The organism is Enterobacter sp. MGH 33, from assembly GCF_000534535.1.
GTDB classification, from domain to species: Bacteria; Pseudomonadota; Gammaproteobacteria; order Enterobacterales; family Enterobacteriaceae; genus Enterobacter; species Enterobacter hormaechei_C.
Genome location: NZ_KI973212.1, coordinates 1,950,568 through 1,975,466, shown reverse-complemented (window position 1 = coordinate 1,975,466; position 24,899 = coordinate 1,950,568). Strand labels below are relative to the sequence as shown.

Annotated in this window: 19 protein-coding genes; 10 read left to right on the top strand and 9 right to left on the bottom strand. The window is 55.1% G+C overall.

Annotated elements, in window-relative coordinates; genetic code table 11:
• Window positions 1–2: 2 nt before the first annotated feature.
• The 3 genes from pqiA to rlmKL are packed head-to-tail and all read right to left on the bottom strand — an operon-like array spanning window position 3 to window position 5,298.
• Complete coding sequence (pqiA, locus tag L379_RS14700; protein ID WP_017693685.1) at window positions 3–1,256, bottom strand: membrane integrity-associated transporter subunit PqiA; 1,254 nt, start codon at window positions 1,254–1,256, stop codon at window positions 3–5.
• 13 nt (window positions 1,257–1,269) lie between these two features.
• The gene (locus L379_RS14705; RefSeq protein WP_023296269.1) at window positions 1,270–3,177 is read right to left on the bottom strand and encodes an ABC transporter ATP-binding protein; all 1,908 of its coding nucleotides are present in this window, start codon (window positions 3,175–3,177) and stop codon (window positions 1,270–1,272) included.
• A gap of 12 nt (window positions 3,178–3,189) precedes the next feature.
• Window positions 3,190–5,298, bottom strand: a complete 2,109-nt coding sequence (gene rlmKL, locus L379_RS14710; protein ID WP_032655570.1) for a bifunctional 23S rRNA (guanine(2069)-N(7))-methyltransferase RlmK/23S rRNA (guanine(2445)-N(2))-methyltransferase RlmL — start codon at window positions 5,296–5,298, stop codon at window positions 3,190–3,192.
• A 98-nt stretch (window positions 5,299–5,396) separates the two neighbouring features.
• On the opposite strand from rlmKL, the gene L379_RS14715 reads away from it, so the two are divergent.
• Entirely contained in the window at window positions 5,397–6,506 is a 1,110-nt protein-coding gene (locus L379_RS14715) for a YcbX family protein (RefSeq protein WP_017384813.1), read from the top strand.
• On the opposite strand, the gene zapC is transcribed toward L379_RS14715, so the two are convergent.
• Window positions 6,503–7,045: a cell division protein ZapC gene (gene zapC, locus L379_RS14720; RefSeq protein ID WP_015570906.1), complete on the bottom strand. Its 543-nt coding sequence runs from the start codon at window positions 7,043–7,045 to the stop codon at window positions 6,503–6,505. The genes L379_RS14715 and zapC overlap by 4 nt on opposite strands.
• 166 nt (window positions 7,046–7,211) lie before the next feature.
• Entirely contained in the window at window positions 7,212–8,222 is a 1,011-nt protein-coding gene (gene pyrD, locus L379_RS14725) for a quinone-dependent dihydroorotate dehydrogenase (RefSeq protein ID WP_015570907.1), read from the bottom strand.
• A gap of 249 nt (window positions 8,223–8,471) precedes the next feature.
• Here pyrD and ssuE point away from each other — a divergent pair, with 249 nt between their 5' ends.
• The 5 genes from ssuE to ssuB are packed head-to-tail and all read left to right on the top strand — an operon-like array spanning window position 8,472 to window position 12,712.
• Complete coding sequence (gene ssuE, locus L379_RS14730) at window positions 8,472–9,047, top strand: NADPH-dependent FMN reductase (protein WP_003858180.1); 576 nt, start codon at window positions 8,472–8,474, stop codon at window positions 9,045–9,047.
• Window positions 9,040–10,002, top strand: a complete 963-nt coding sequence (locus L379_RS14735; protein WP_032653153.1) for a sulfonate ABC transporter substrate-binding protein — start codon at window positions 9,040–9,042, stop codon at window positions 10,000–10,002. The genes ssuE and L379_RS14735 overlap by 8 nt, the downstream gene beginning before the upstream one ends.
• Window positions 9,999–11,144 carry an FMNH2-dependent alkanesulfonate monooxygenase gene (gene ssuD / locus L379_RS14740; RefSeq protein ID WP_017384817.1) on the top strand — a complete coding sequence of 382 codons (1,146 nt, stop codon included), beginning with the start codon at window positions 9,999–10,001 and terminating at the stop codon, window positions 11,142–11,144. The genes L379_RS14735 and ssuD overlap by 4 nt, the downstream gene beginning before the upstream one ends.
• A gap of 9 nt (window positions 11,145–11,153) precedes the next feature.
• Window positions 11,154–11,945 (top strand): aliphatic sulfonate ABC transporter permease SsuC, encoded by a 792-nt coding sequence (gene ssuC / locus L379_RS14745; protein ID WP_003858185.1) that lies wholly within the window; start codon window positions 11,154–11,156, stop codon window positions 11,943–11,945.
• On the top strand, window positions 11,942–12,712 hold the full coding sequence (ssuB, locus tag L379_RS14750; RefSeq protein ID WP_032653150.1) for an aliphatic sulfonates ABC transporter ATP-binding protein: 771 nt from the start codon (window positions 11,942–11,944) through the stop codon (window positions 12,710–12,712). The genes ssuC and ssuB overlap by 4 nt, the downstream gene beginning before the upstream one ends.
• Window positions 12,713–12,813: 101 nt before the next feature.
• On the opposite strand, the gene pepN is transcribed toward ssuB, so the two are convergent.
• Window positions 12,814–15,426: an aminopeptidase N gene (gene pepN / locus L379_RS14755; protein ID WP_023296264.1), complete on the bottom strand. Its 2,613-nt coding sequence runs from the start codon at window positions 15,424–15,426 to the stop codon at window positions 12,814–12,816.
• 254 nt (window positions 15,427–15,680) lie between these two features.
• Between pepN and pncB the strand changes: the two genes are divergently transcribed.
• The 4 genes from pncB to L379_RS14775 all read left to right on the top strand — a co-directional run bounded on the left by pncB (window position 15,681) and on the right by L379_RS14775 (window position 21,492).
• Entirely contained in the window at window positions 15,681–16,883 is a 1,203-nt protein-coding gene (gene pncB / locus L379_RS14760; protein ID WP_023296228.1) for a nicotinate phosphoribosyltransferase, read from the top strand.
• A gap of 168 nt (window positions 16,884–17,051) precedes the next feature.
• Window positions 17,052–18,452 (top strand): asparagine--tRNA ligase, encoded by a 1,401-nt coding sequence (asnS, locus tag L379_RS14765; protein ID WP_015570955.1) that lies wholly within the window; start codon window positions 17,052–17,054, stop codon window positions 18,450–18,452.
• Window positions 18,453–19,058: 606 nt separating this feature from the next.
• Window positions 19,059–20,117: a porin OmpF gene (gene ompF / locus L379_RS14770; RefSeq protein ID WP_015570956.1), complete on the top strand. Its 1,059-nt coding sequence runs from the start codon at window positions 19,059–19,061 to the stop codon at window positions 20,115–20,117.
• Window positions 20,118–20,301: 184 nt separating this feature from the next.
• Window positions 20,302–21,492, top strand: a complete 1,191-nt coding sequence (locus L379_RS14775) for an amino acid aminotransferase (protein WP_017384820.1) — start codon at window positions 20,302–20,304, stop codon at window positions 21,490–21,492.
• A gap of 53 nt (window positions 21,493–21,545) precedes the next feature.
• Here the strand turns inward: L379_RS14775 and L379_RS14780 are convergent, their stop codons facing one another.
• The 3 genes from L379_RS14780 to ldtD all read right to left on the bottom strand — a co-directional run bounded on the left by L379_RS14780 (window position 21,546) and on the right by ldtD (window position 24,764).
• Window positions 21,546–22,193, bottom strand: a complete 648-nt coding sequence (locus tag L379_RS14780) for an MBL fold metallo-hydrolase (RefSeq protein WP_017693691.1) — start codon at window positions 22,191–22,193, stop codon at window positions 21,546–21,548.
• Window positions 22,194–22,213: 20 nt separating this feature from the next.
• Window positions 22,214–22,765 carry a peptidoglycan L,D-endopeptidase MepK gene (locus L379_RS14785; protein WP_003858202.1) on the bottom strand — a complete coding sequence of 184 codons (552 nt, stop codon included), beginning with the start codon at window positions 22,763–22,765 and terminating at the stop codon, window positions 22,214–22,216.
• Window positions 22,766–22,940: 175 nt separating this feature from the next.
• Window positions 22,941–24,764: a L,D-transpeptidase gene (gene ldtD, locus L379_RS14790; RefSeq protein WP_032653149.1), complete on the bottom strand. Its 1,824-nt coding sequence runs from the start codon at window positions 24,762–24,764 to the stop codon at window positions 22,941–22,943.
• Window positions 24,765–24,899 lie beyond the last annotated feature (135 nt).

The following is a 24,899-nucleotide window of genomic DNA, read 5'->3' as shown; positions in this document are numbered from 1 at the left end:
TCTTACTCTTCCTCATGGCTTGAATCGGGCTCACGATCCCACGATAAACGAGGGTCGAAGGTCATGGCCGCAAACATGGTCATAATGACGACCAACGCAAACATCAGCGCCCCCATAGCGGGATAAATACTCATCAGCCCCCCCATACGCACCAGCGCTGAGAGAACCGCAATCACGAACACGTCAATCATCGACCAGCGGCCAACAAATTCCACGACCTCATAAATCAGATGCATACGCTCGCTGTCTCGCTTACCGTGCCCTTTTGCATCCCAGCAAAGCCAGGCAATGGCAATCATCTTTAAGGTCGGAACCATAATACTGGCGAGGAATATGACGCCTGCTACAGGGTAAGACCCCTCGCTCCACAGCAAAATCACCCCGGCCAGTATGGTCGAGGGCATTCTGTCGCCGAGCAGATCGGTGATCATGATCGGCAAGATATTGGCGGGCAGATAGAGCATGACAGAGGTCACCAGCAGCGCCATGGTCCATTGCAGGCTATTTTTACGCCGGACGTGACCTTTTGTTTCACAGCGCGGGCACACCTCGACATCCGCGGGCAGCACGGCGGTGCAGCACGAGCAGGAGCGAAGCCCCTGACGGATACCCGGTACGCCCACCTTTACCGTCTGCGAGAGCGTAGGCGCCGGGGCAATATCGTCCCAGGCCCAGCGTCGGTCCACGCACTGGAACGCGCGCAGTTGTAGCACGCAGTACAGACACCACGGAATAAAGCTGCTGCCAATCCCCACATCGCCGTAGGCCATCAGCTTCACGAAGCTGACCAGGATACCCGCGAGAAAAATTTCCGCCATCCCCCAGCTTTTCAACTGGAACAGGATCCGCGCGAGTTTGATTTTAAGGACAGTGGGCATCCTGACGCGGTTGACCAGCAGCAGAATGACGACCAGGCAAAAAGCCGGGACGATCTGCACGAAAAGAAGAAAGAAGGTGCCAAGGCTGGCGTAATCTTCCGAGAACATCACGCCTGGTATTTCCAGTAAATCCACCTGGCTGGTCATCCCGCCAACTTTCATATAGATGAAAGGGAAGAGATTGGAGAGCAGTAACATGAATAAGGCTGCCAGCGCATAAGCCGTAGGACGCTGCCTTGGCGCGTCCCACTCGGTCGTCAGCGTAGCGCCGCAGCGCGGGCAGGCAGCCTTATGTCCGTGACCAAGCTCTGGCAACGCCACGAGCATATCGCATTGCGAGCATAATATATGCCGATCGGCATGGTGCTGGTCACACATAGATTATCCCTGTTTATGCGCCGTTTTTCAGAGACTCAAGGTACTCCCAGCGCTCAAATGCCTCTTCCAGCGCCTGTTCAGCCTGGGAGAGTTCAGCCAATACTTTCTGAGTATAGTCGTGAGGCTGAGTAAAGAATGACGCATCAGCGACCTGGATTTGCAGTGCTTCCAGTGCAGCTTCCAGCTCTTCCAGACGCTGCGGCAGCCCTTCCAGCTCGCGCTGCAAGTTATAACTCATTTTAGCAGGAGACTTTTTGACAGTTTCTGCCTTTGCAACAACAGGTTCAGCGACATTTTTGGTCTTCGCCTGTTTTTGCGCCAGCGACTGCGATTGCTGTCCACGCGCGTCATGATAGCCGCCCACATATTGCCCGATGCGCCCTTTGCCTTCGAAGATCCAGCACTCGGTCACGGTGTTATCGACAAACTGACGATCGTGGCTGACCAGCATTACGGTTCCCTGATAACCATCAATCAACTCTTCCAGCAGTTCCAGCGTTTCGACATCCAGATCGTTAGTCGGTTCATCGAGAATCAATAAGTTACTGGGTTTCAGGAACAGACGCGCCAGCAAAAGACGGTTACGTTCTCCCCCGGACAGCGCGCGCACCGGCGTCATAGCGCGTTTCGGGTGGAACAGGAAGTCCTGAAGGTAGCCCAGCACGTGACGCGGCTTGCCATTAACCATGACCTCCTGTTTACCCTCGGCGAGGTTATCCATCACCGTACGGTCTGGATCCAGCTCGGCGCGGTGCTGGTCGAAGTACGCCACTTCCAGTTTGGTACCGCAGTGGATACGACCGCTGTCGGCCTGGAGCTGACCGAGCATCAGTTTCAGCAGTGTGGTTTTACCGCACCCGTTCGGGCCGATCAGCGCAATTTTGTCGCCGCGCTGAACCTGAGCGGAGAAATCGTTCACCAGCACTTTGCCGTCAACCGAATAATTCACGTTCTCCATTTCGAAGACAATCTTGCCCGAGCGGGACGCCTCTTCCACCTGCATTTTGGCGCTACCCATGACTTCGCGGCGTTCGCTACGTTCGCGGCGCATCGCCTTCAGGGCGCGAACGCGGCCTTCGTTACGGGTACGACGCGCTTTAATGCCCTGACGGATCCATACCTCTTCCTGGGCCAGCTTGCGGTCGAACTCGGCGTTTTGCAGCTCTTCCACGCGCAGGTTTTCTTCTTTCTCCAGCAGATAGGTATCGTAATCGCCCGGATAGGTCACCAGCTTGCCGCGATCGAGATCGACAATGCGCGTGGCCATGTTGCGGATGAACGAACGGTCGTGGGAGATGAAGATAATGGTGCCGTTAAAGGTTTTCAGGAACCCTTCCAGCCAGTCAATCGCTTCGATATCCAGGTGGTTCGTCGGTTCGTCCAGCAGCAGCACCTTAGGCCCGCTCACCAGGGCACGACCCAGCGCCGCTTTACGCAGCCAGCCGCCGGAGAGCGCCGACAGCTCCATATCCGCTTCCAGGCCAAGCTGGGCTAGCACTTCGTTAATGCGGTTTTCCAGCTGCCACAGGCCGTGGTGATCGAGCATCTCCTGCACTTTTGCCAGCTCGTTGAGATTCTTGTCGCTCGGGTCCGTCATCACCAGATGCGAAATCTCGTGGTAACGCTTGAGGTATTCCGCCTGCTCTGAAATCCCTTCGGCCACAAAATCGTACACGCTGCCGGTGACGTTACGCGGCGGATCCTGTTGCAGACGAGAGACGATCAGATCCTGCTCGTAAACAATACGGCCGTCATCCAGCCCCTGCTCACGGTTGAGGATTTTCATCAGCGTCGATTTACCTGCGCCGTTACGGCCCACCAGACAGACGCGCTCGTTATCTTCGATATGCAGCTCTGCATTATCGAGAAGCGGTGAGTCGCTGAAAGAGAGCCACGCGCCGTGCATACTAATTAAAGACATTTATTTTTCCTTTCAGACCGCGGAGATCAGCCAGCAGTTGTGGATTTGACGGTTACGGGCAAAGTCCTGAGACAGCGTTTTTTGGCTGATTTCTTGTGCTTTCAGTCCCAGTTCGGCCAGGCCGTCGTGATCCATGCGGAATCCGCGCTTGTTATTTGAGAACATAATGGTGCCGCCTTTACGCAGCAGACGCTTCAGGTCGGTCATCAGGCGCAGGTGATCGCGTTGAACATCAAAGCTATCCTCCATACGCTTGGAGTTAGAGAAGGTCGGCGGATCGATAAAGATCAGGTCAAACTGCTCGTCGGTATCGCGCAGCCAGCCCAGCACGTCGGCCTGTAACAGGCGATGCTGACGGCCGGTTAAGCCGTTAAGACGCAGGTTGCGCTCTGCCCACTCCAGATAAGTCCGGGACATATCTACCGTTGTGGTGCTACGCGCGCCGCCAAGCCCCGCATGAACGCTGGCGCTGCCGGTATAGGAGAACAGGTTCAGGAAGTCTTTGCCCTTGCTCATCTGGCCCAGCATGCGGCGGGCGATACGGTGATCGAGGAACAGGCCGGTATCAAGGTAGTCGGTCAGGTTAACCCACAGCCGCGCATTATATTCGCCCACTTCGATGAAGTCACCCTTCTCGCCCATCTTCTGATACTGGTTTTTGCCTTTCTGACGCTCACGTGTTTTCAGCACCAGCTTGTTTGGCGAAATGCCGAGTACGGCGATGGTGGCCGCAATCACATCCAGCATACGCTGACGCGCTTTTTGCGCATCGATAGTTTTCGGCGGGGCGTATTCCTGAACCACCACCCAGTCCGCATAGCGGTCAACCGCCACGTTGTACTCGGGCAGGTCAGCGTCGTACAGGCGATAACATTCGATGCCTTCTTGCTTCGCCCACTTCTCAAATTTCTTCAGGTTTTTGCGCAGGCGGTTGGCGTAATCTTCCGCCACGCCTGACGGTTTGCTATCCGCCGCTACCTCTGCCAGATGGTAGTTTTTCTGCACGCAGTCCAGCGGGCCGTTTTTCGCTTTGAACTGGCGATCGGCACGCAATTGCAGGCAGCTCAGCAGCTCCGGCGAGGCGCTAAACAGGGAGAGGTTCCAGCCGCCGAAATGCGCTTTCATGTTGCGGCCCAGCAGGCTGTGCAGTGCAATCAGCGCCGGCTCGCTGTCCAGACGCTCACCATACGGCGGGTTGCTGATCACCGTACCGTACGGGCCTTTTGGCAGCGGATTGGTCAGATTCGCCACGTCCTTCGCCTCGAAGGTCACCAGCTCGCCGATACCGGCACGACGGGCGTTGCTGCGCGCGCGTTCAATCACCCGTGCGTCGCTGTCCGAACCGTAAAAGTGAGAGGTGTACTCCGCCAGCCCTTTACGGGCGCGGGTCTGCGCATCGTCTTTGACCTCTTTCCAGATGGCTTCATCGTGCTGCGCCCAGCCTTTGAAGCCCCAGTGGCCGCGGTGCAGCCCTGGCGCACGGTCGGTGGCCAGCATCGCGGCTTCAATCAGCAGCGTACCGGAACCGCACATCGGATCGAGCAGCGGCGTACCTGGCTGCCATCCGGAGCGCATCACGATAGCGGCAGCCAGCGTTTCTTTGATCGGCGCCATCCCGGTGCGATCGCGATAGCCGCGCAGATGCAGGCCTGCGCCACTCAGATCCAGGGAAATACTGGCCGTATCGCCGTTCAGCCAGACGTTGATACGCAGATCCGGGTTTTCACGGTCAACGTTCGGACGTTCTTTATTGCGACGCGTGAAGCAGTCCACAATGGCATCCTTAACACGCAGGGCACCGTACTGGCTGTTGCGGATCTCATCGTTGACGCCGTTGAAATGCACCGCAAAGGTGGCGTCCGGGGTGAAGATCTCTGTCCAGTCGATCATCTGTACGCCGGTGTAGAGATCAAGATCGCTGTAGACCTTGCACTCTTTCATCGGCAGCATGATGCGCGACGCCAGACGGCTCCACATCAGGCTCTGGTAAATAAGCCGCGTGTCGCCCTCAAAATGGACACCACCCTGAACCACCCGGCACTCTTTCGCGCCCAGGGCTTCCAGTTCAGTTTTTAACAGCTCTTCCAGCCCACGGGCCGTACTGGCAAACAGAGAATTCATATCGTCACTTTTACTCATAGAAAATTGTCGCGCATTATAGCTAATATGGCGTGTATGTCATAAAGTTGAAGGCTTATTTTCTTTAGCGGGAGTGTGCAGTGGCGACGTTATCCAGGCTTTTTATTCATCCGGTGAAATCCATGCGCGGCATCGGCGTCTCTCACGCGCTGGCCGATATGAGCGGATTCGCCTTCGATCGTATTTTTATGGTCACCGAGCCTGACGGTACGTTTATCACCGCACGTCAGTTCCCGCAGATGGTTCGCTTTACCCCTTCCCCGCTTCATGACGGGCTGCATTTGACCGCGCCGGACGGTTCAAGCGTCGTGATCCGCTTTGCTGATTTTGCGCCGCTTGATGCGCCAACGGAAGTGTGGGGCAATCATTTTACCGCGCGTATCGCGCCGGATAACATTAACCAGTGGCTGAGCGGCTTTTTCTCCCGTGACGTTCAGCTGCGCTGGGTTGGGCCTGCGCTGACCCGTCGCGTGAAGCGCCACGATGCGGTTCCTCTCTCCTTCGCGGATGGTTTTCCCTTCCTGCTGACCAGCGAGGCCTCGCTGCGTGATTTACAAAATCGTTGCAAAGCCAGCGTGCAGATGGAGCAGTTTCGCCCGAATCTGGTGGTGACCGGAGCGAATGCCTGGGATGAAGATACCTGGAAAGTGATCCGCATCGGCAGCGTTATTTTTGATGTCGTGAAGCCGTGCAGCCGCTGTATTTTTACCACCGTCAGCCCGGAGAAAGGTCAGAAACACCCTTCCGGCGAACCGCTGAAAACCTTGCAGTCATTTCGTACCGCGCAGGATAACGGCGATGTCGACTTCGGCCAGAACCTGATCCCCCGCTCCAGCGGCGTGATCCGCGTGGGCGACGAGGTCGAAATTCTCACCCGCGGGCCTGCCAGGGTGTACGGCGCAGGTCAGGAAGAAGAGATGGTTGACGTTGTCACCAACGTCGCTTCCGCGGTGGATATTCACTGGGAAGGCAAAGTTATCCGTGGTAACAATCAGCAGGTGCTACTGGAACAGCTGGAGCAGGCAGGTATCCGCGTACCGTATTCCTGTCGCGCGGGGATTTGCGGATGCTGTCGCATTAAACTGGTCGATGGTGAAGTAAGTGCCCTGAAGAAATCTGCGATTGGCAGTGACGGCACGATCCTGTGCTGTAGCTGTGTCCCGAAAACATCCGTACAGCTGGAAGCTTAAACTGCCTGTTCAAGGCTGAAGGAATCAACGCGCAGCTGTGGCTTCAGCCTGTCATTCATCACTTTGATGGCATCACCTAACTGCATAACTCGCCCGGCAATGGTCACGCCGGGTTGGGCCAGCAAACAGAGCGCAGCGTTTTCACCGGGTTCAACCACCAGCAAATTCACCTCTTCTTCGGTATCGCTCAGATTGACGCTCGCCGCATCGCCGATAGCCGGGGTCCAGCACATGCCGTGGGCGAGAAAATGCCAGCTTTTCGGCATTTGCGGTTTCAGGAAACGGATCGCCACCAGCGCATTTAGTACCAGTTCAGCGCGCTGTTCTTTGGAGAGATCGAACTCGCGGCATTTTTCTTCAAAAGAGAAATAGAGTGCAGCGTCGTCAACGCAAAAGCCTGAGGGAGCAAACGCGTCTGGCGTTAACATTCGGCGCGCAAAACGAGAGCGAAACAACATGCCATTGGCTAAGTCGAGCATCATACGGTCATGCTCGTCACAAAAATACCAGCGCCAGTTATCGTCAGGTTTAATTCGCATGTTTCTCTCCCGTCCCCTAAACGTCCTGTACTAAAAATGTCCTGTTTGCCGCTTCGCTTATAACACTAGTAATAAAAGACTATAATGTTTAAATAAGCAACAATGACGGAATATAAAACAACCAGGGCTGGAAATAAAGCCCTGGTTGTCTGATTAAGAGAAAAGATTAGATATGCGTGACGATTTCTTTAATCAGCGGCGGCCCTTTAAAAATAAAGCCGGAATAAATTTGCACCAGCGATGCACCTGCCGCCATCTTCTCACGTGCAGCGATGACAGAGTCAATGCCACCCACGCCAATAATCGGCAGCTGACCTTTTAATTCTGCGGAGAGTGCGCGAATAATTTCGGTGCTTTTTAATTGTACCGGACGGCCACTTAATCCACCCGCTTCGTCACAGTTTTTCATTCCCTGAACGAGAGAGCGATCGAGTGTTGTATTGGTTGCAATCACACCATCAATATTATGGCGAACTAAACTGTCGGCAACCTGGATCAATTCTTCTGCCGAAAGATCCGGGGCGATCTTAACCGCGACCGGAACATATTTATGGTGGATCGCCTGTAGCGCCGTTTGTTTATTTTTAATGGCGCTAAGAAGATCGTCGAGCGCTTCGCCATATTGTAATGAACGCAGCCCTGGGGTGTTAGGCGAAGATATATTCACCGCAATATAACCGGCATAGGCATAGACTTTTTCCATACAAATCAGATAGTCATCTTTACCCTGCTCGACCGGCGTGTCTTTATTTTTGCCAATATTAATACCCAGCACGCCATCAAAATGGGCTTTCTTAACGTTCTCAACCAGATGATCGACGCCAAGGTTATTAAAGCCCATGCGGTTGATCAGCCCCTCGGCTTCAACCAGGCGAAACAGACGTGGCTTGTCATTTCCCGGCTGCGGACGCGGCGTCACCGTCCCGATTTCGATCGAGCCAAAGCCCATCGCACCGAGTGCATCAATGCATTCGCCATTTTTGTCCAGACCGGCCGCCAGGCCCAGTGGATTTTTGAAAGTCAGGCCCATGCACTGAACTGGTTTTTCCGGCACGTTTTGACGCACCAGCGCGGCCAGAGGCGTTCCTGTAATACGGCGTAACTGCTGAAATGTAAATTCATGAGCGCGCTCAGGATCGAGCTGGAAAAGGGCTTTACGAACGAAGGGGTAGTACATGAACTCTCCTGGATTCCCGGTGTGCAAACCGGGAGGGGATTATGTGCGATTCCGCCCGGAAAGGGAATTGACCTGTGGCAAAAAAAGCCACGTAAAACGCAATCGTTTACTTATCGGTTCGCTTCTTATGCATTTTTCTGCATTCATCCTGAGGATAAATCATTTAGTGGAATAACCACGCAATGTCACACTCCTGAAAATTGTTATGAATGTTAGATAAAAGCAAACAATTAGTTATAAGGAGCAACCATGCGCGTCATTACCCTGGCCGGAAGCCCCCGCTTCCCCTCTCGCTCCAGCGCACTGCTGGAATACGCTCGCGAAAAGCTTAATGCTCTGGATGTCGAAGTGTGTCACTGGAATTTGCACAATTTCGCGCCTGAAGATCTGCTCTACGCCCGTTTCGACAGCCCGGCGCTGAAAACCCTGATCGAACAACTTAAGAGTGCTGACGGGCTGGTCGTCGCGACACCGATTTATAAAGCCTCTTTTTCCGGCGCACTGAAAACGCTGCTCGATCTGCTGCCCGAACGCGCGCTGGACGGTAAGGTCGTCCTGCCGCTGGCCACAGGCGGTACGGTAGCCCATTTACTGGCGGTGGATTATGCCCTCAAGCCGGTTCTGAACGCGCTGAAAGCGCAGGAGATCCTGCATGGCGTCTTCGCTGACGACTCACAGGTAATCGACTACCAGCATAAACCCCATTTCACGCCGAATCTGCAAACCCGCCTCGACAGTGCACTCGAAACCTTCTGGCACGCCCTGAACCGTCGGGATCGCCACGCGGCAGCATTCCATCAATCACAAGGAGTGGCGCATGTTTAAAACAGTTACCCGTATCGGGCTGGCAGGTCTGCTGGCAGTGGCGTCGCTGGCTCAGGCGGCGGAGAAAGCGCCGGAGAGCCTGCGTATCGGTTATCAGAAAGGCAGCGTCAGCATGGTGTTGGCGAAAAGCCATGCGTTGCTTGAGAAGCGTTTCCCGGAGACCAAATTCTCATGGGTCGAGTTCCCTGCCGGACCACAGATGCTGGAGGCGCTGAACGTCGGGAGTATTGATTTAGGCAGCACCGGCGATACCCCGCCGATCTTTGCGCAGGCTGCCGGGGCGGATCTGGTTTACGTTGGCGTTGAGCCCGCCAAGCCGAAGGCAGAGGTTATTTTGGTGCCCGAAAACAGCGAGATCAAAAGCGTCGCCGGCCTCAAAGGCCATAAGGTTGCTTTCCAGAAAGGTTCAAGCTCGCACAACCTGCTGCTGCGCGCGTTGCAGGAGGCCGGCCTAAAATTCACCGATATCCAGCCCGTTTACCTGACGCCTGCCGATGCGCGCGCGGCGTTTCAGCAAAAAAATGTTGATGCCTGGGCTATCTGGGATCCGTACTACTCCGCCGCACTGTTGCAGGGCGGTGTGCGGGTGCTGAAAGACGGCACCACCCTGAAGCAGACCGGTTCGTTCTACCTGGCGGCACGTCCTTACGCTGAGAAAAATGGCGCATTTATTCAGCAGGTGCTGGATACCTTCTCTCAGGCCGATGCGCTGACCCAAAGCCAGCGTCAGCAGAGCATCACGCTGCTGGCAAAAACCATGGGCCTGCCTGAACCGGTGATCGCCACCTATCTTGACCACCGTCCTCCCACCACCATAGCACCGGTTGACGCCCACGTTGCCGCTCTCCAGCAGCAAACGGCAGACCTCTTTTATCAAAACCGCCTGGTTCCAAAGCAGGTGAATATTCGCGAACGCATCTGGCAACCCGCTGGCATTGAAGGAAAAAAATCATGAGTCTGAATCTTTTCTGGTTTTTACCCACCCACGGTGATGGACACTATCTTGGCACAGAAGAAGGCGCCCGCCCGGTCGATCACGGCTATCTACAGCAGATCGCCCAGGCGGCAGACCGCATCGGTTTTACCGGGGTACTGATCCCGACGGGCCGCTCGTGTGAGGATGCGTGGCTGGTTGCCGCGTCAATGATCCCCGTCACCCAGCGCCTGAAATTCCTGGTAGCCTTGCGCCCGAGCGTGGTGTCGCCAACCGTCGCGGCGCGTCAGGCGGCAACGCTGGACAGGCTTTCCAACGGCCGTGCGCTGTTCAACCTGGTGACGGGCAGCGATCCGCAGGAGCTGGCGGGCGATGGCGTCTTTCTCGATCATACCGAGCGCTATGAAGCCTCCGCAGAGTTCACCCGCGTCTGGCGACGTCTGCTGGAAGGGGAAACCGTCACCTTCGAAGGGAAACATATCCACGTTCGCGATGCGCAGCTCTACTTCCCGCCGGTACAGCAGCCGCGCCCTCCTCTCTATTTCGGCGGATCGTCGGACGTGGCGCAGGAACTGGCGGCTGAGCAGGTCGATCTCTATCTGACCTGGGGCGAGCCACCGGAGCTGGTGAAAGAGAAAATTGCTCAGGTACGCGCTAAAGCCGCAGAACATGGCCGTACGGTACGCTTCGGCATTCGCCTGCACGTGATCGTCCGCGAAACCAACGACGAGGCCTGGCAAGCCGCCGACCGTCTGATCGCTCATCTGGACGACGACACTATCGCTAAAGCACAGGCGGCGTTTGCCAAAACCGACTCCGTGGGCCAGCATCGGATGGCCTCCCTGCACAACGGCAAGCGTGAAAACCTTGAGATCAGCCCGAACCTGTGGGCCGGGGTAGGTCTGGTGCGCGGCGGCGCCGGCACGGCACTGGTCGGCGACGGTCCAACCGTAGCGGCACGCATTAATGAATACGCGGCGCTGGGGATCGACAGCTTTATCCTGTCTGGCTACCCACATCTGGAGGAGGCGTACAAGGTGGGTGAACTGCTGTTCCCGCACCTGGATGTCGCTATCCCGGAAATTCCGCAGCCACGTCAGCTTCAGTTGCAGGGCGAAGCCGTGGCGAACGCGTTTATCCCGAGAAAAGTCGCGCAAAGCTAAGGAGCCACCATGTCTGCAACCGCACAAAAATGGCTGCTGCGCGCCGCGCCGTGGTTTCTGCCCGTCGGCATTGTCCTCGTCTGGCAACTGGCGTCTTCAACTGGCTGGCTGTCGAGCCGCATTTTGCCCTCTCCGGAGGGCGTTGTGGAAGCGTTCTGGTCGCTAAGCGCCAGCGGTGAGCTGTGGCAACATCTTGCCATCAGCTCCTGGCGCGCGGTAATTGGCTTTTCGATAGGCGGAAGCATCGGCCTGACGCTGGGGCTGATCAGCGGCCTGTCACGCTGGGGTGAGCGGCTGCTGGATACCTCCGTTCAGATGCTGCGCAACGTGCCGCATCTGGCGCTTATTCCGCTGGTTATCCTGTGGTTTGGCATTGATGAGAGCGCCAAAATTTTCCTCGTGGCGCTGGGAACGTTATTCCCGATTTATATCAATACCTGGCATGGGATCCGTAATATCGATCGCGGTCTGGTGGAGATGGCCCGCAGCTATGGCCTGTCAGGTTTTGCCCTGTTTACCCATGTGATCCTGCCGGGCGCCCTGCCCTCCATTATGGTTGGGGTGCGTTTTGCGCTCGGCCTGATGTGGCTAACCCTGATCGTGGCGGAAACCATTTCGGCTAACTCCGGCATTGGTTATCTGGCGATGAACGCCCGCGAGTTCCTGCAAACGGACGTGGTGGTGGTTGCCATTATCCTTTATGCCCTGCTCGGCAAACTTGCGGACGTCAGCGCCCAGTGGCTGGAACGTAGCTGGCTGCGCTGGAACCCGGCCTACACCGCTCAGGAGGCGAAAGCATGAATACTGCACGACTGAACCAGGGAACACCGTTACTGCTGAACGGCGTGACCAAACGCTACGGCGACAACACCATTCTGAATGCACTGGATCTGCATATTCCTGCCGGACAGTTCGTGGCCGTTGTCGGCCGCAGCGGTGGCGGCAAGAGTACCCTGCTGCGTCTTTTAGCCGGGCTGGAAGCGCCAAACAGCGGTGACATTCTGGCAGGCACTACGCCGCTGGCCACGATTCAGGATGATACGCGCATGATGTTTCAGGACGCGCGTCTGCTGCCGTGGAAAACGGTGATGGATAACGTCGGGCTGGGCCTGAAGGGCAGCTGGCGGGAGGACGCCCGGCAGGCACTCGCAGCGGTAGGGCTGGAGAATCGCGCGGGAGAGTGGCCTGCGGCCCTGTCGGGTGGACAAAAGCAGCGCGTAGCGCTGGCACGCGCGCTGATTCACCGTCCCGGCCTGTTGCTGCTCGATGAACCGCTCGGCGCGCTTGATGCCCTGACGCGGATCGAGATGCAGGATCTGATTGAAACCCTCTGGCAGGCGCACGGCTTTACGGTACTGCTGGTGACGCATGATGTCAGTGAAGCCGTGGCAATGGCAGACAGGGTGCTGTTAATAGAAGAGGGCAAAATTGGTCTGGATCTGACGGTAGATATTCCACGTCCTCGCCGCGTGGGATCGGCCAGACTGGCGGAGCTGGAAGCCGAAGTACTGGATCGGGTGATGAAACGTGGGGAAGCGGAGATTCAGCGGATAAAGGCTAATGCCTGATGCCCTCACCCCCGGCCCTCTCCCACAGGGAGAGGGAGAAAACCGATGCCCCGCGACCCCACGTAGGCCCGGTAAGCGTAGCGCCACCGGGCTTTTTTACATCAGGCCAGCGCCTTAGCAATCTTCTCGTACAGATCGCCAGACAGATTGTCCAGCCCTTTCAGCTGCTCAAGCGCGGCGCGCATTTTCGCCTGACGCTGCGCATCGTAACGTTTCAGGCGGATCAGCGGCTCAATCAGACGAGACGCCACCTGCGGGTTACGGCTGTTAAGCTCGGTCAGCATTTCAACCATGAACTGATAACCGCTGCCGTCTTCGGCATGGAACGCGGCCGGGTTGCTGCTGGCGAAGGCACCAATCAGAGAGCGGACGCGGTTCGGGTTGCTCATGGTGAACGAACGGTGCTTCAGCAGGCTGCGTACTTTGCTGAGTACATCGGCTGCCGGGCTGGTGGCCTGAAGGATGAACCACTTGTCCATCACCAGACCATCCTGATGCCACTTGTCGTCGTACTCCTGCATCAGCGCATCGCGGCACGGTAGCTCGGCGGCAACGCTTGCGGCCAGCGCGGCCAGGGCATCCGTCATGTTATCGGCTTCGTGGTACTGCTTGCTGACCAGCGTGTTCGCCAGCTCTGCCTCACCAAACGCCAGATAGCGCAGGCAGGTATTGCGCAGGGAACGTTTACCGATATCCGCATGTTCCACCCGATACGCGTCCAGCTTGTTGGCGTTGTAAATGGCGAGGAACTCATCTGCCAGTTCGGTCGCCAGCGTGCGGGTCAGCGCTTCACGCACGGCGACGATGGCAATCGGGTCGATGATGTCAAACAGCTCGGCGATTTCAGTCGCAGACGGCAGCGTCAAAATTTCAGCCGCCAGCGCCGGGTCAATGTTCTCATCCAGCAGGATGGCACGGAACGCGTCTGCCACATGAACCGGCAGCGTCAGCGGCTGGCCCTGCTGGTAACGGTTGACGTTCAGCTTGATGTAGGTCGCCAGCAGGCTTTGTGCCGCATCCCAGCGCGAGAAATCGTTGCGCGCGTGACGCATCAGGAACGTCAGCTGCTGATCGCTCCACTTATATTCGAGTTTCACCGGCGCGGAGAATTCGCACAGCAGGGCAGGAACGGGCTGGAAATAGACGTTATCGAAGATAAAGGTCTGCTCTGCCTGGGTCACGTTCAGCACGTTATGCACCGGGTGGCCGCCCTTCTGTAACGGGATCACGTTGCCTTCGTTGTCGTACAGCTCAACGCTGAATGGAATGTGCAGCGGATGTTTCTCTTCCTGCTCGGCCGTTGGCGGCGTGCGCTGGCTGATGGTCAGCGTGTACTGCTCGGTTTCCGGGTTGTAGTCGTCTTTGACCGTCACAATCGGCGTACCGGCCTGGCTGTACCAGCGGCGGAAATGAGACAGATCGACGTTAGAGGCGTCTTCCATCGCCTGAACAAAATCGTCGCAGGTGGCCGCACTGCCGTCGTGACGCTCAAAGTAAAGCTGCATCCCTTTCTGGAAATTCTCTTCACCCAGCAGGGTGTGGATCATACGGATAATTTCAGCGCCTTTTTCATACACCGTCAGGGTGTAGAAGTTATTCATCTCAATGACTTTATCCGGGCGGATCGGGTGCGCCATTGGGCTGGCATCTTCTGCAAATTGCAGACCACGCATGGTGCGCACGTTGTTGATGCGGTTCACCGCCCGCGATCCCAGATCGGAGCTGAACTCCTGATCGCGGAAGACGGTTAAGCCCTCTTTCAGGCTCAGCTGGAACCAGTCGCGACAGGTGACGCGGTTCCCGGTCCAGTTATGGAAATATTCGTGGCCGATAACGCGTTCGATATCGAGGTAATCTTTATCCGTGGCGGTATCGGTACGCGCCAGCACGTATTTAGAGTTAAAGATGTTAAGGCCTTTATTCTCCATCGCGCCCATGTTGAAGAAATCGACCGCAACGATCATATAGATGTCGAGGTCATATTCGAGGCCAAAGCGCGTTTCATCCCACTTCATGGAGTTGATGAGGGAGGTCATTGCCCACGGTGCGCGGTCAAGGTTGCCACGGTCCACGAACAGCTCCAGCGCGACTTCACGGCCAGAGCGCGTTTTAAAGGTGTCGCGCAGGACATCGAAATCTCCCGCCACCAGCGCAAACAGATAGCAGGGTTTCGGGAACGGATCCTGCCACTGTACCCAGTGACGGCCATTCTCCAGTTCCCCTTCAGCAATCCGGTTGCCGTTGGAAAGCAGGTACGGGTACAGCGTTTTGTCGGCAATAATTTTGGTGGTAAAGCGCGCCAGGACGTCCGGGCGATCCAGATACCAGGTAATGTGGCGGAAACCTTCGGCTTCACACTGGGTACACAGGGCTACGCCTGACTGGTAAAGTCCTTCCAGCGCGGTATTGGCGGCAGGGCTAATTTCATTCACGATGCGCAGGGTAAAGCGTTCCGGCAGGTTGTCGATGACCAGCTGGTTGCCTTCTTCTTTATAGTCTGACCAGGCTTCATCGTTAATATGCAGGGAAACCAACGTCAGGTCTTCACCATCCAGACGCAGCGGCACGGCAGTCGCGCTCTGGCGCGTCACCTGGCTTATCGCCGTCACCACGGTTTTTGTGGCATCCAGGTCGAAAGTCAGATCGATATCGCTTATCAGGTATTCCGGCGCACGATAGTCGTGGCGGTATTTAGCTTGTGGCTGTTGTGTCATAGAAAACCTTATGCATCGTTTGTCGAGTAACGATTCAATATATTCCTGTTGTGTAAAACGCGCTATGCAGAATGTTCATCTTTTCAGGCACAACGCCCTTTTTAGCTACATTTTTATAACACGGGGCACGAAATGCTCTCGACCATAAAGTGTGCTTATGTTGTGATCGGGGTTCAATAAATCACTAAACAGGGTATACTCCGGAGTTGTTTATTGTACTAAACGCTCCCGTGAGAGGATGCTACAGCGCACCTATGACTCAATTCGCTTCTCCGGTTCTGCATACGTTGCTGGATACCGACGCGTACAAGCTGCATATGCAGCAAGCCGTGTTTCACCACTATCATGATGTCCATGTTGCGGCGGAATTTCGCTGCCGGGGTGACGACTTGCTGGGTATCTACGCAGATTCCATTCGTGAACAGGTCGAGGCCATGCAGCATCTGGCGCTCACCGATGACGAATATCAGTGGCTTTCAGGCCTGCCTTTCTTTAAAGCGGATTATCTGAACTGGCTGCGTGAGTTCCGCTATAACCCGGAACAGGTCACCGTCACCAATGATAACGGCAAGCTGGACATTCGTCTGACCGGCCCGTGGCGTGAGGTGATCATGTGGGAAGTGCCGCTTCTGGCCGTGATCAGCGAGCTGGCCCACCGCTATCGCTCCCCTGAAACCGGTGTGACGCAGGCGGTTACCGCTCTGGAGAATAAACTCGTTGAGTTTTCCAGACTGACCGAAGGGCTGGATATGTCCCGATTCCGTCTGATGGACTTTGGCACGCGCCGCCGCTTCTCTCGCGAGGTTCAGGAAGCCATTGTCAGACGTCTGCAACAGGAGCCGTGGTTCGTTGGCACCAGTAACTACGATCTGGCACGTCGCCTTGATTTAACGCCTATGGGCACCCAGGCGCACGAATGGTTCCAGGCGCACCAGCAGATCAGCCCTGACCTTGCCAACAGCCAGCGCGCCGCCCTCGCCGCGTGGCTAGAGGAATACCCGGATCGGCTGGGTATTGCCCTTACCGACTGCATTACCATGGACGCGTTCCTGCGCGACTTTGGCCCTGAGTTTGCCGAACGCTACCAGGGTTTGCGCCATGATTCCGGGGACCCGGTTGAATGGGGTGAGAAAGCCATCGCCCATTACGAAAAACTGGGCATCGACCCCATGAGTAAGGTGCTGGTCTTCTCCGATAACCTTGACCTGGCGAAAGCCGTCGACCTTTATCGCCATTTCTCATCGCGGGTGAACCTGAGTTTCGGGATTGGTACGCGGTTAACCTGTGATATTCCTCAGGTGAAACCGCTGAACATCGTCATAAAACTGGTGGAATGTAACGGTAAGCCGGTCGCGAAGCTCTCCGACAGTCCGGGCAAAACCATCTGCCATGACAAAGCGTTTGTCCGCGCATTACGTAAAGCCTTCGATTTGCCTCAGGTTAAAAAAGCCAGTTAACGGCTTCGGGGGAGCCTTCATGGCTCCCCTTCTCTTATTAATTTCTTATTTCTTCTCTTAAGACGGTGAAATTTACTTGTCTGATAGCGGATGGCAGGTAACATAGATATCCCCCCTATAAGGGCGGACAAGTGTTTATTTTTTCCGACTATTAACAGAGAGAATATTATGAGCGTTGTGCCTGTAGCCGACGTACTCCAGGGCCGTGTCGCCGTTGACCAGGAGGTCACCGTGCGCGGATGGGTGCGTACTCGCCGAGATTCTAAAGCTGGCATCTCCTTCCTCGCCGTCTATGACGGTTCCTGCTTTGATCCTGTACAGGCCGTCATTAATAATTCTCTGCCCAATTACAATGATGACGTTCTGCACCTGACAACCGGCTGTTCCGTGATCGTCACCGGTGTTGTGGTGGCCTCTCCGGGCCAGGGTCAGAGCTACGAAATTCAGGCGACCTCGGTGGAAGTGACCGGCTGGGTTGAAGATCCTGACACCTACCCGATGGCTGCAAAGCGTCACAGCATCGAATATCTGCGTGAAGTCGCGCACCTGCGTCCGCGCACCAACCTGATTGGTGCGGTTGCCCGCGTGCGTCATACGCTGGCGCAGGCGCTGCATCGTTTCTTTGACGAGCAGGGTTACTTCTGGGTTTCTACTCCGCTGATCACGGCTTCCGATACCGAAGGCGCAGGTGAAATGTTCCGCGTTTCAACGCTGGATATGGAAAACCTGCCGCGTACGCCGGAAGGTAAAGTCGATTACGACAAAGACTTCTTTGGTAAAGAAGCCTTCCTGACGGTTTCCGGCCAGCTCAACGGTGAAACCTACGCCTGTGCGCTGTCTAAGATCTATACCTTCGGCCCAACCTTCCGTGCGGAAAACTCCAACACCAGCCGTCACCTGGCGGAATTCTGGATGCTGGAGCCGGAAGTGGCCTTTGCCGATCTGAATGACGCGGCAGCCCTGGCAGAAGCGATGCTGAAATACGTGTTTAAAGCCGTTCTCGAAGAGCGCGCAGACGACATGAAATTCTTCGCTGAGCGTGTCGATAACGACGCCATCGCCCGTCTTGAGCGCTTCGTCTCCGCAGACTTCGCGCAGGTGGATTACACCGACGCGGTCGCAATCCTGGAAAAATGCGGTGAGAAATTCGAAAACCCGGTTTACTGGGGCGTGGATCTCTCCTCCGAGCACGAACGTTATCTGGCAGAGAAGCACTTTAAAGCACCGGTTGTGGTGAAAAACTATCCGAAAGACATTAAGGCGTTCTATATGCGCCTTAACGAAGACGGTAAAACCGTTGCCGCGATGGATGTCCTGGCGCCGGGCATTGGTGAGATCATCGGTGGCTCCCAGCGTGAAGAGCGCCTGGATGTGCTGGACGCGCGTATGCAGGAGATGGGCCTTAACCCGGCGGACTACAGCTGGTATCGCGATCTCCGTCGCTACGGCACCGTTCCACACTCCGGCTTTGGCCTGGGCTTCGAACGTCTGATTGCTTACGTAACAGGTGTTCAGAACGTACGTGATGTGATTCCGTTCCCACGCACACCGCGTAACGCAAGTTTCTAACCGACCAAATCATTAATGGCCAGCAAATGCTGGCCATTATTTTATCCTGCAATGTCAGTTTTCGTCAGTCAGAAGTAAGCGTCTTTAAACCACAACCCCGCTATTACCTCTACCTGTTACGTTTTGTTTCCACGAAATATCCTGAGACAAAAAAATAACCCCATTCTTATTGCGCTTAAAACAATCCTTACGCATTAGCATAAAAAACAACCAATTTCACAGCCATCTGGATGGCTTTTATCGATCATAAGAAAAAATGAGCCGTTTAACTTCTGTTTATACGAAAGGCCTTTAGCTAAATTAAACATAAGGAAATCATATATATAAGAATAAAGCGGATGTTTAATTCGCCAGGTGGCACTGAAATTTGAGGTGCTTCACAAAGTTCCCAAAAATACATATTTAGTTACACATATTTTCTTTTGGTAACTGAATCTTGAAGATTGTAGCACTTTCAGTGTAGCGAAACGATTCTATGAATGGAAAGATGCCTGTCAGACACATAAAGACACCTAACTCTCATCAATAGTTCCGGAAATATTTATTGACAGAATTTATTGGCGGCAGTGGCGAGTGTCATAAAAAAACCAATGAGGGTAATAAATAATGATGAAGCGCAATATCCTGGCAGTGGTAGTCCCTGCCCTGCTGGTAGCCGGTGCAGCAAACGCTGCTGAAATCTATAACAAAGACGGCAACAAATTAGATCTTTACGGGAAAGCAGTTGGCCTGCATTACTTCTCTGATTACGCGGGCAACGATGGCGACAACACTTACGCGCGTCTGGGCTTCAAAGGTGAAACTCAGATCAACGATCAGCTGACTGGTTACGGTCAGTGGGAATACAACTTCCAAGGTAACAACTCTGAAGGTGGCGATGCACAGAACGGCAACAAAACCCGTCTGGCATTCGCAGGTCTGAAATTTGGTGACGCAGGCTCCTTCGACTACGGTCGTAACTACGGTCTGGTCTATGACGCAATCGGCATCACCGATATGCTGCCTGAGTTCGGCGGCGACACCGGCGCGAGCGATAACTTCTTCGCAGGCCGTACGGGTGGTCTGGCGACTTACCGTAACAGCAACTTCTTCGGCCTGGTTGACGGTCTGAACTTTGGTGTTCAGTACCTGGGCAAAAATGAACGTGATGACGCAGTACGTTCCAACGGTGACGGCTGGGCAACTTCTCTGAGCTATGATTTCGACGGTTTCGGCATTGTGGGTGCTTATGGTGCAGCTGACCGTACCAACAACCAGCAGACGCTGGATTGGGGTAAAGGCGACAAAGCTGAGCAGTGGGCAACCGGCCTGAAATATGACGCGAACAACATCTACCTGGCAGCTATTTATGGCGAGATGCGTAACGCAGCGCGTCTGGGCAGCCGTGGTTTCGCTAACAAGTCTCAGGACTTCTCTGTCGTCGCTCAGTACCAGTTCGACTTCGGTCTGCGTCCATCCATCGCTTACTACAAATCTAAAGCGAAAGACGTAGAAGGTATCGGTGACGAAGACTACATCAACTACATCGACGTTGGTGCGACATACTACTTCAACAAAAACATGTCTACCTATGTTGACTATCAGATCAACCAGCTGAAAGACGACAACAAGCTGGGCATCAACAACGACGATATCGTGGCTCTGGGTCTGGTTTACCAGTTCTAATCAGCACACCTCGTTGTTATATGCTTAATGAACAGGGCTTCGGCCCTGTTTTTTTATTCCTGAGAGAAAATAATAGCGACTTTTGAAAAGCCGCACGCTTTTCGTCGCAAACGGTTGGCATTTTGTAAATCTACCGTTAACCTGATAGCGGATTTCACTTCTGTAATCACAATGGAACTTCGTCATGTTTGAGAACATTACTGCCGCTCCTGCCGACCCAATTCTGGGCCTGGCCGATCTGTTTCGTGCCGACGACCGCCCTGGCAAAATCAACCTGGGTATTGGTGTATATAAAGATGAAACCGGCAAAACTCCGGTACTGACCAGCGTCAAAAAAGCTGAGCAGTATCTGCTGGAAAACGAAACCACCAAAAACTACCTCGGTATTGATGGTATCCCTGAATTTGGTCGCTGCACCCAGGAGCTGCTGTTCGGCAAAGGCAGCACCATTGTGAGCGAAAAACGCGCCCGCACGGCGCAGACCCCAGGCGGTACCGGCGCACTGCGCGTGGCGGCAGATTTCCTGGCGAAAAACACCTCTGTGAAGCGTGTGTGGGTAAGCAATCCAAGCTGGCCGAACCACAAGAGCGTTTTTAATTCTGCGGGTCTGGAAGTGCGTGAATACGCCTACTACGACGCGGCAAACCACGCGCTGGATTTCGACGGTCTGCTGGCCAGCCTGAGCGAAGCCCAGGCGGGCGATGTGGTGCTGTTCCACGGCTGCTGCCATAACCCAACCGGTATCGATCCTACGCTTGAACAGTGGGAACAGCTGGCTAAGCTGTCCGTTGAAAAAGGCTGGCTGCCGCTGTTTGACTTCGCTTACCAGGGCTTTGCCCGTGGTCTGGAAGAAGATGCTGAAGGTCTGCGCGCATTCGCCGCCGTCCATCAGGAGCTGATTGTCGCAAGCTCCTATTCCAAGAACTTTGGTCTGTATAACGAGCGTGTCGGCGCCTGTACGCTGGTGGCTGCTGACGAAGCAACCGTCGATCGCGCATTCAGCCAGATGAAGTCCGTGATCCGCGCTAACTACTCTAACCCACCGGCACACGGTGCGTCTGTGGTCGCGACGATCCTGAGCAACGATGCGCTGCGCGCAATCTGGGAACAAGAGCTGAACGATATGCGTCAGCGCATTCAGCGCATGCGTCTGCTGTTTGTGAACACGCTGGCTGAGAAAGGCGCTGACCGTGACTTCAGCTTCATCATCAAGCAGAACGGCATGTTCTCCTTCAGCGGCCTGACCAAAGAGCAGGTGCTGCGCCTGCGTGAAGAGTTTGGCGTGTATGCCGTTGCCTCTGGCCGCGTGAACGTTGCAGGTATGACGCCTGACAACATGGCGCCGCTGTGCGAAGCCATTGTCGCGGTGCTGTAACCTGCACCCATAAAAAAAGCCTGCATCGCGCAGGCTTTTTTATTTTACCGGGTTTACCAGACAGGCATTTCATCCTGAAGGAACGGGTTATGCAACCGCTCATCGCCCAGCGTCGACATTGGTCCGTGTCCAGGGATAAACGTCACATCATCACCTAACGGCAATAACTTCTGCTTAATCGACTGAATCAGTTGACCGTGATCGCCGCGTGGGAAATCGCTGCGTCCTACGCCCCCTTTGAAAATCACGTCACCGGAAATCAGCAGGCGCGACACGTCATCAAAGAAGACGATATGGCCGGGCGTATGCCCTGGGCAATGCAACACCTGTAAAGTTACATTCCCTACGTTAACGCGATCGCCTTCGTTCAGCCAGCGGTCCGGTGTCAGTGGCTGACAGTCATCCAGACCAAACATGCGGCTTTGGGCAGGTAGCCCCTGAAGCCAGAACTCATCTTCTTTTTCCGGGCCGATAATCGGCACACCGTAGTGTTCAGCCAGTTCTGCCGCTGCACCCACATGGTCGAGATGGCCATGGGTGAGTAAAATCTGCATCAGCGTTACACCGCTGGCAGCGACTTCCTGCTTGATTGTCCCTGCGTCTCCACCGGGATCGACAAGCGCGGCCAGTTTAGTTTGTTCACACCAGATCAATGAACAGTTCTGTGAGAACGCGGTAACCGGAATAATACGATAGTTCATACTGCTCCTGTGTTTCGTTATTACCAGTGCCGAACCGGCCCGGTATCAATATGCACAAAGTTGCTACGTGGGTAGTATCCTACACCACCTGCGCGCATAGATAACGCCGCTTTGCGAATATTGGCTAACGAAACGCCTTCAATATGGAAATCCATCGCCTGCCCTTTAGTGTGATAGCTTTTTTTCGCTACCCCACGGCTGTGGGCGCGCAGTTCATTGTTGGTATCCAGAGAGCGATAGCCAGAAATGAGTTGCACCGGCCTTTTGGTCCCCAGCAGTCCCTGCAAGCGGTAAAGCTGATCGAATAATCCAGGGTCGATGGCTTTGATTTTATTCGCGCGGAAATCACGGAAAAAATGGTTGAGTCTTGCTAATTCATCCTGAATATAGCCTCTGCCATCGAAAAATTCCGCTTTAAGCGTCTCACCAGTATGCAGATTGTTGAGCGTTAAAATACGCGGACGAGGTGTCGAGAGGGTGGCAAATGCTGGCGTCGGAAGGATGGCTGCTGCGCCCAGCGCAACGCCACCTAACGCCAGCAATTTGCGGCGATTAGCGTCAAATTTGTCCATGATAATCAGGTCTACAGGTAAAAGAAATTGTCAATATGCTTAGCGCACGAAGGGCACCATAACTGGCAAAGCCTGCTACGTCAAGGCACCCAACCCCAGTGAATACGCGGCTTGCAGACAGATCGCCTCATATTCACCATAACTTACGACAATCATTTTTACCGAACTACTTCATTTACCTGATTAATTGTTCCGCTTTTGGCAAAATTTGTGCGCCGGATCGCGCTGTCAGATCATAATTGTAAATATCTGTACGATACTGGGTGCGTCCGTCCGCGCCTACAAACGCCGTCAGATAGTAAAGATTGACCGGAATATTGTGGCGAATATTGACGTAACGCGTATCCCCCTGCTTCAGGGCATCTGATATCCGCGCATCGTTCCAGCCTGCATCCTGCAACAGCATATTCGCCAGCTCGGAGGCCTTGTTCACCCGAACACAGCCCGAGCTGAGCGCGCGTGCATCTTTCTGGAACAGATTATGGTTCGGGGTATCATGCAGGTAGATAGCGTCCGAACTTGGCATATTGAATTTGTAACGTCCCAGCGAGTTATGGGCGCCCGGTGCCTGCTGGAAACGGAACGGCAGGTTCGATGGCGTAATCGTTGACCAGTCGACCATCCAGGGATCAATCGCTTCTTTGCTGTTCCAGCCCCGCATCACCGTATAGTTATGTCGCTCCAGATAACCCGGGTCATTCCATACCTTAGGCAGGATATCTTTGCGCGCCAGCGTCGGCGGCACGTTCCACGGCGGGTTAACCACCACGTTATTCAGCGCGCTGCTCATCATTGGCGTTTTACGGTCAGGTCGGCCGACAATCACGCGGGACGCCAGCACTTCGCTACCGTCCTGATAGTAGACCAGGGAGTACGCCGGAATGTTGACCATAATGCCGGTGGATAACGTGCCCGGCAGCAAGCGCAAGCGCTGGATATTCAACGCCAGCACCCCTGCCCGCTGGGCCGGAGAGACGTTCAGCCAGTCGCGAGTAGATGGACCAATCACGCCGTCAGCGCCAAGCCCCTGCCCAGCCTGGAACTGCTTCACTGCGGCGACCAGCTCGCGATCGTAAGCGGCGGGCTTATTGCTCAACGCAACGGCCGTTTTCTTTTTTACCGGCGCCGACGGGCTGACGACCGCATTTTGCGTCTCGTCACCGGGCAGCGCAATTTTAGGGCCGCTGTCGAGAATGCCGGAGCGTTTCATAATTTCGCGGATCGCAGGCACATCGCTGCTCCACTGCCCCGGACGCAGCGTTGTGGTGCCACGCAGCTGAGGCCACGGGCGGGAATCCGCAACCAGCTCAAGAAGCGACTGATGCATCGTGGCATATTGCGGATGGGCAGGCGCAAGGCTTGCGATAAAGCGCGGCAGTTCGCCGTTATCCAGCGACAGCTGCCACTGATTAATGACGGACAGCGCAGGCGTCGCCAGCTTGTACGGTTTACTGCTGTATAACCAGCGGTTGCCGTTCACCGAAATCCCCGCCACAAACTGTAAGTAGCCCATCATGGCATCAGACAGCACCACGTCACGCGCCTGTCCGGTAACGGCAGGGTCGGTCAGGAGCTCAACCCAGGTCGTGAACTGCGGCTGAAAACCTGCAATCGCCACTTCAGCCAGTTGCTGCTGGAAGGCACGTACCGCCTCGCGATTTTCCCACATCGGTTTCATATCGCGCGCAGCGTAAAGCAGCGTGAGCTGGTTAATATAAGCGGGAGTATAGCCCGAGGGCAGGCCGGTCATAAGCTGCTGGCGTAATGATTCAGTATCGATGCCTTCCGGCAGCGGTTTAATGCCGGCCATGATGGCCGTCGCCGGAGACTGATCCAGCGGTTGTGACAGCGACGTCGGCTGCGCGCCCATCGTCGCGGAGCTGTCAGTCGGTACAATTTCAGGCTCATCGGCCTGAGCGGTAAACAGTGGAGCAAACATCACTGTCAGGCACAAACTCAGCGCAGACAGCTGACGACCACGATTTTTCTTAAGCAACATCCCTTGCCCCCTGTTTTTCACGACATGCCCATTATTCTGGAGCTTTCCTTCAGTATAGAAAGGCATACTCGCTGCTGCCTTACCTTATGTAAAGAAGTTTAAAGATAACGCAGCCCTGAACACAAGTTAAGTGAA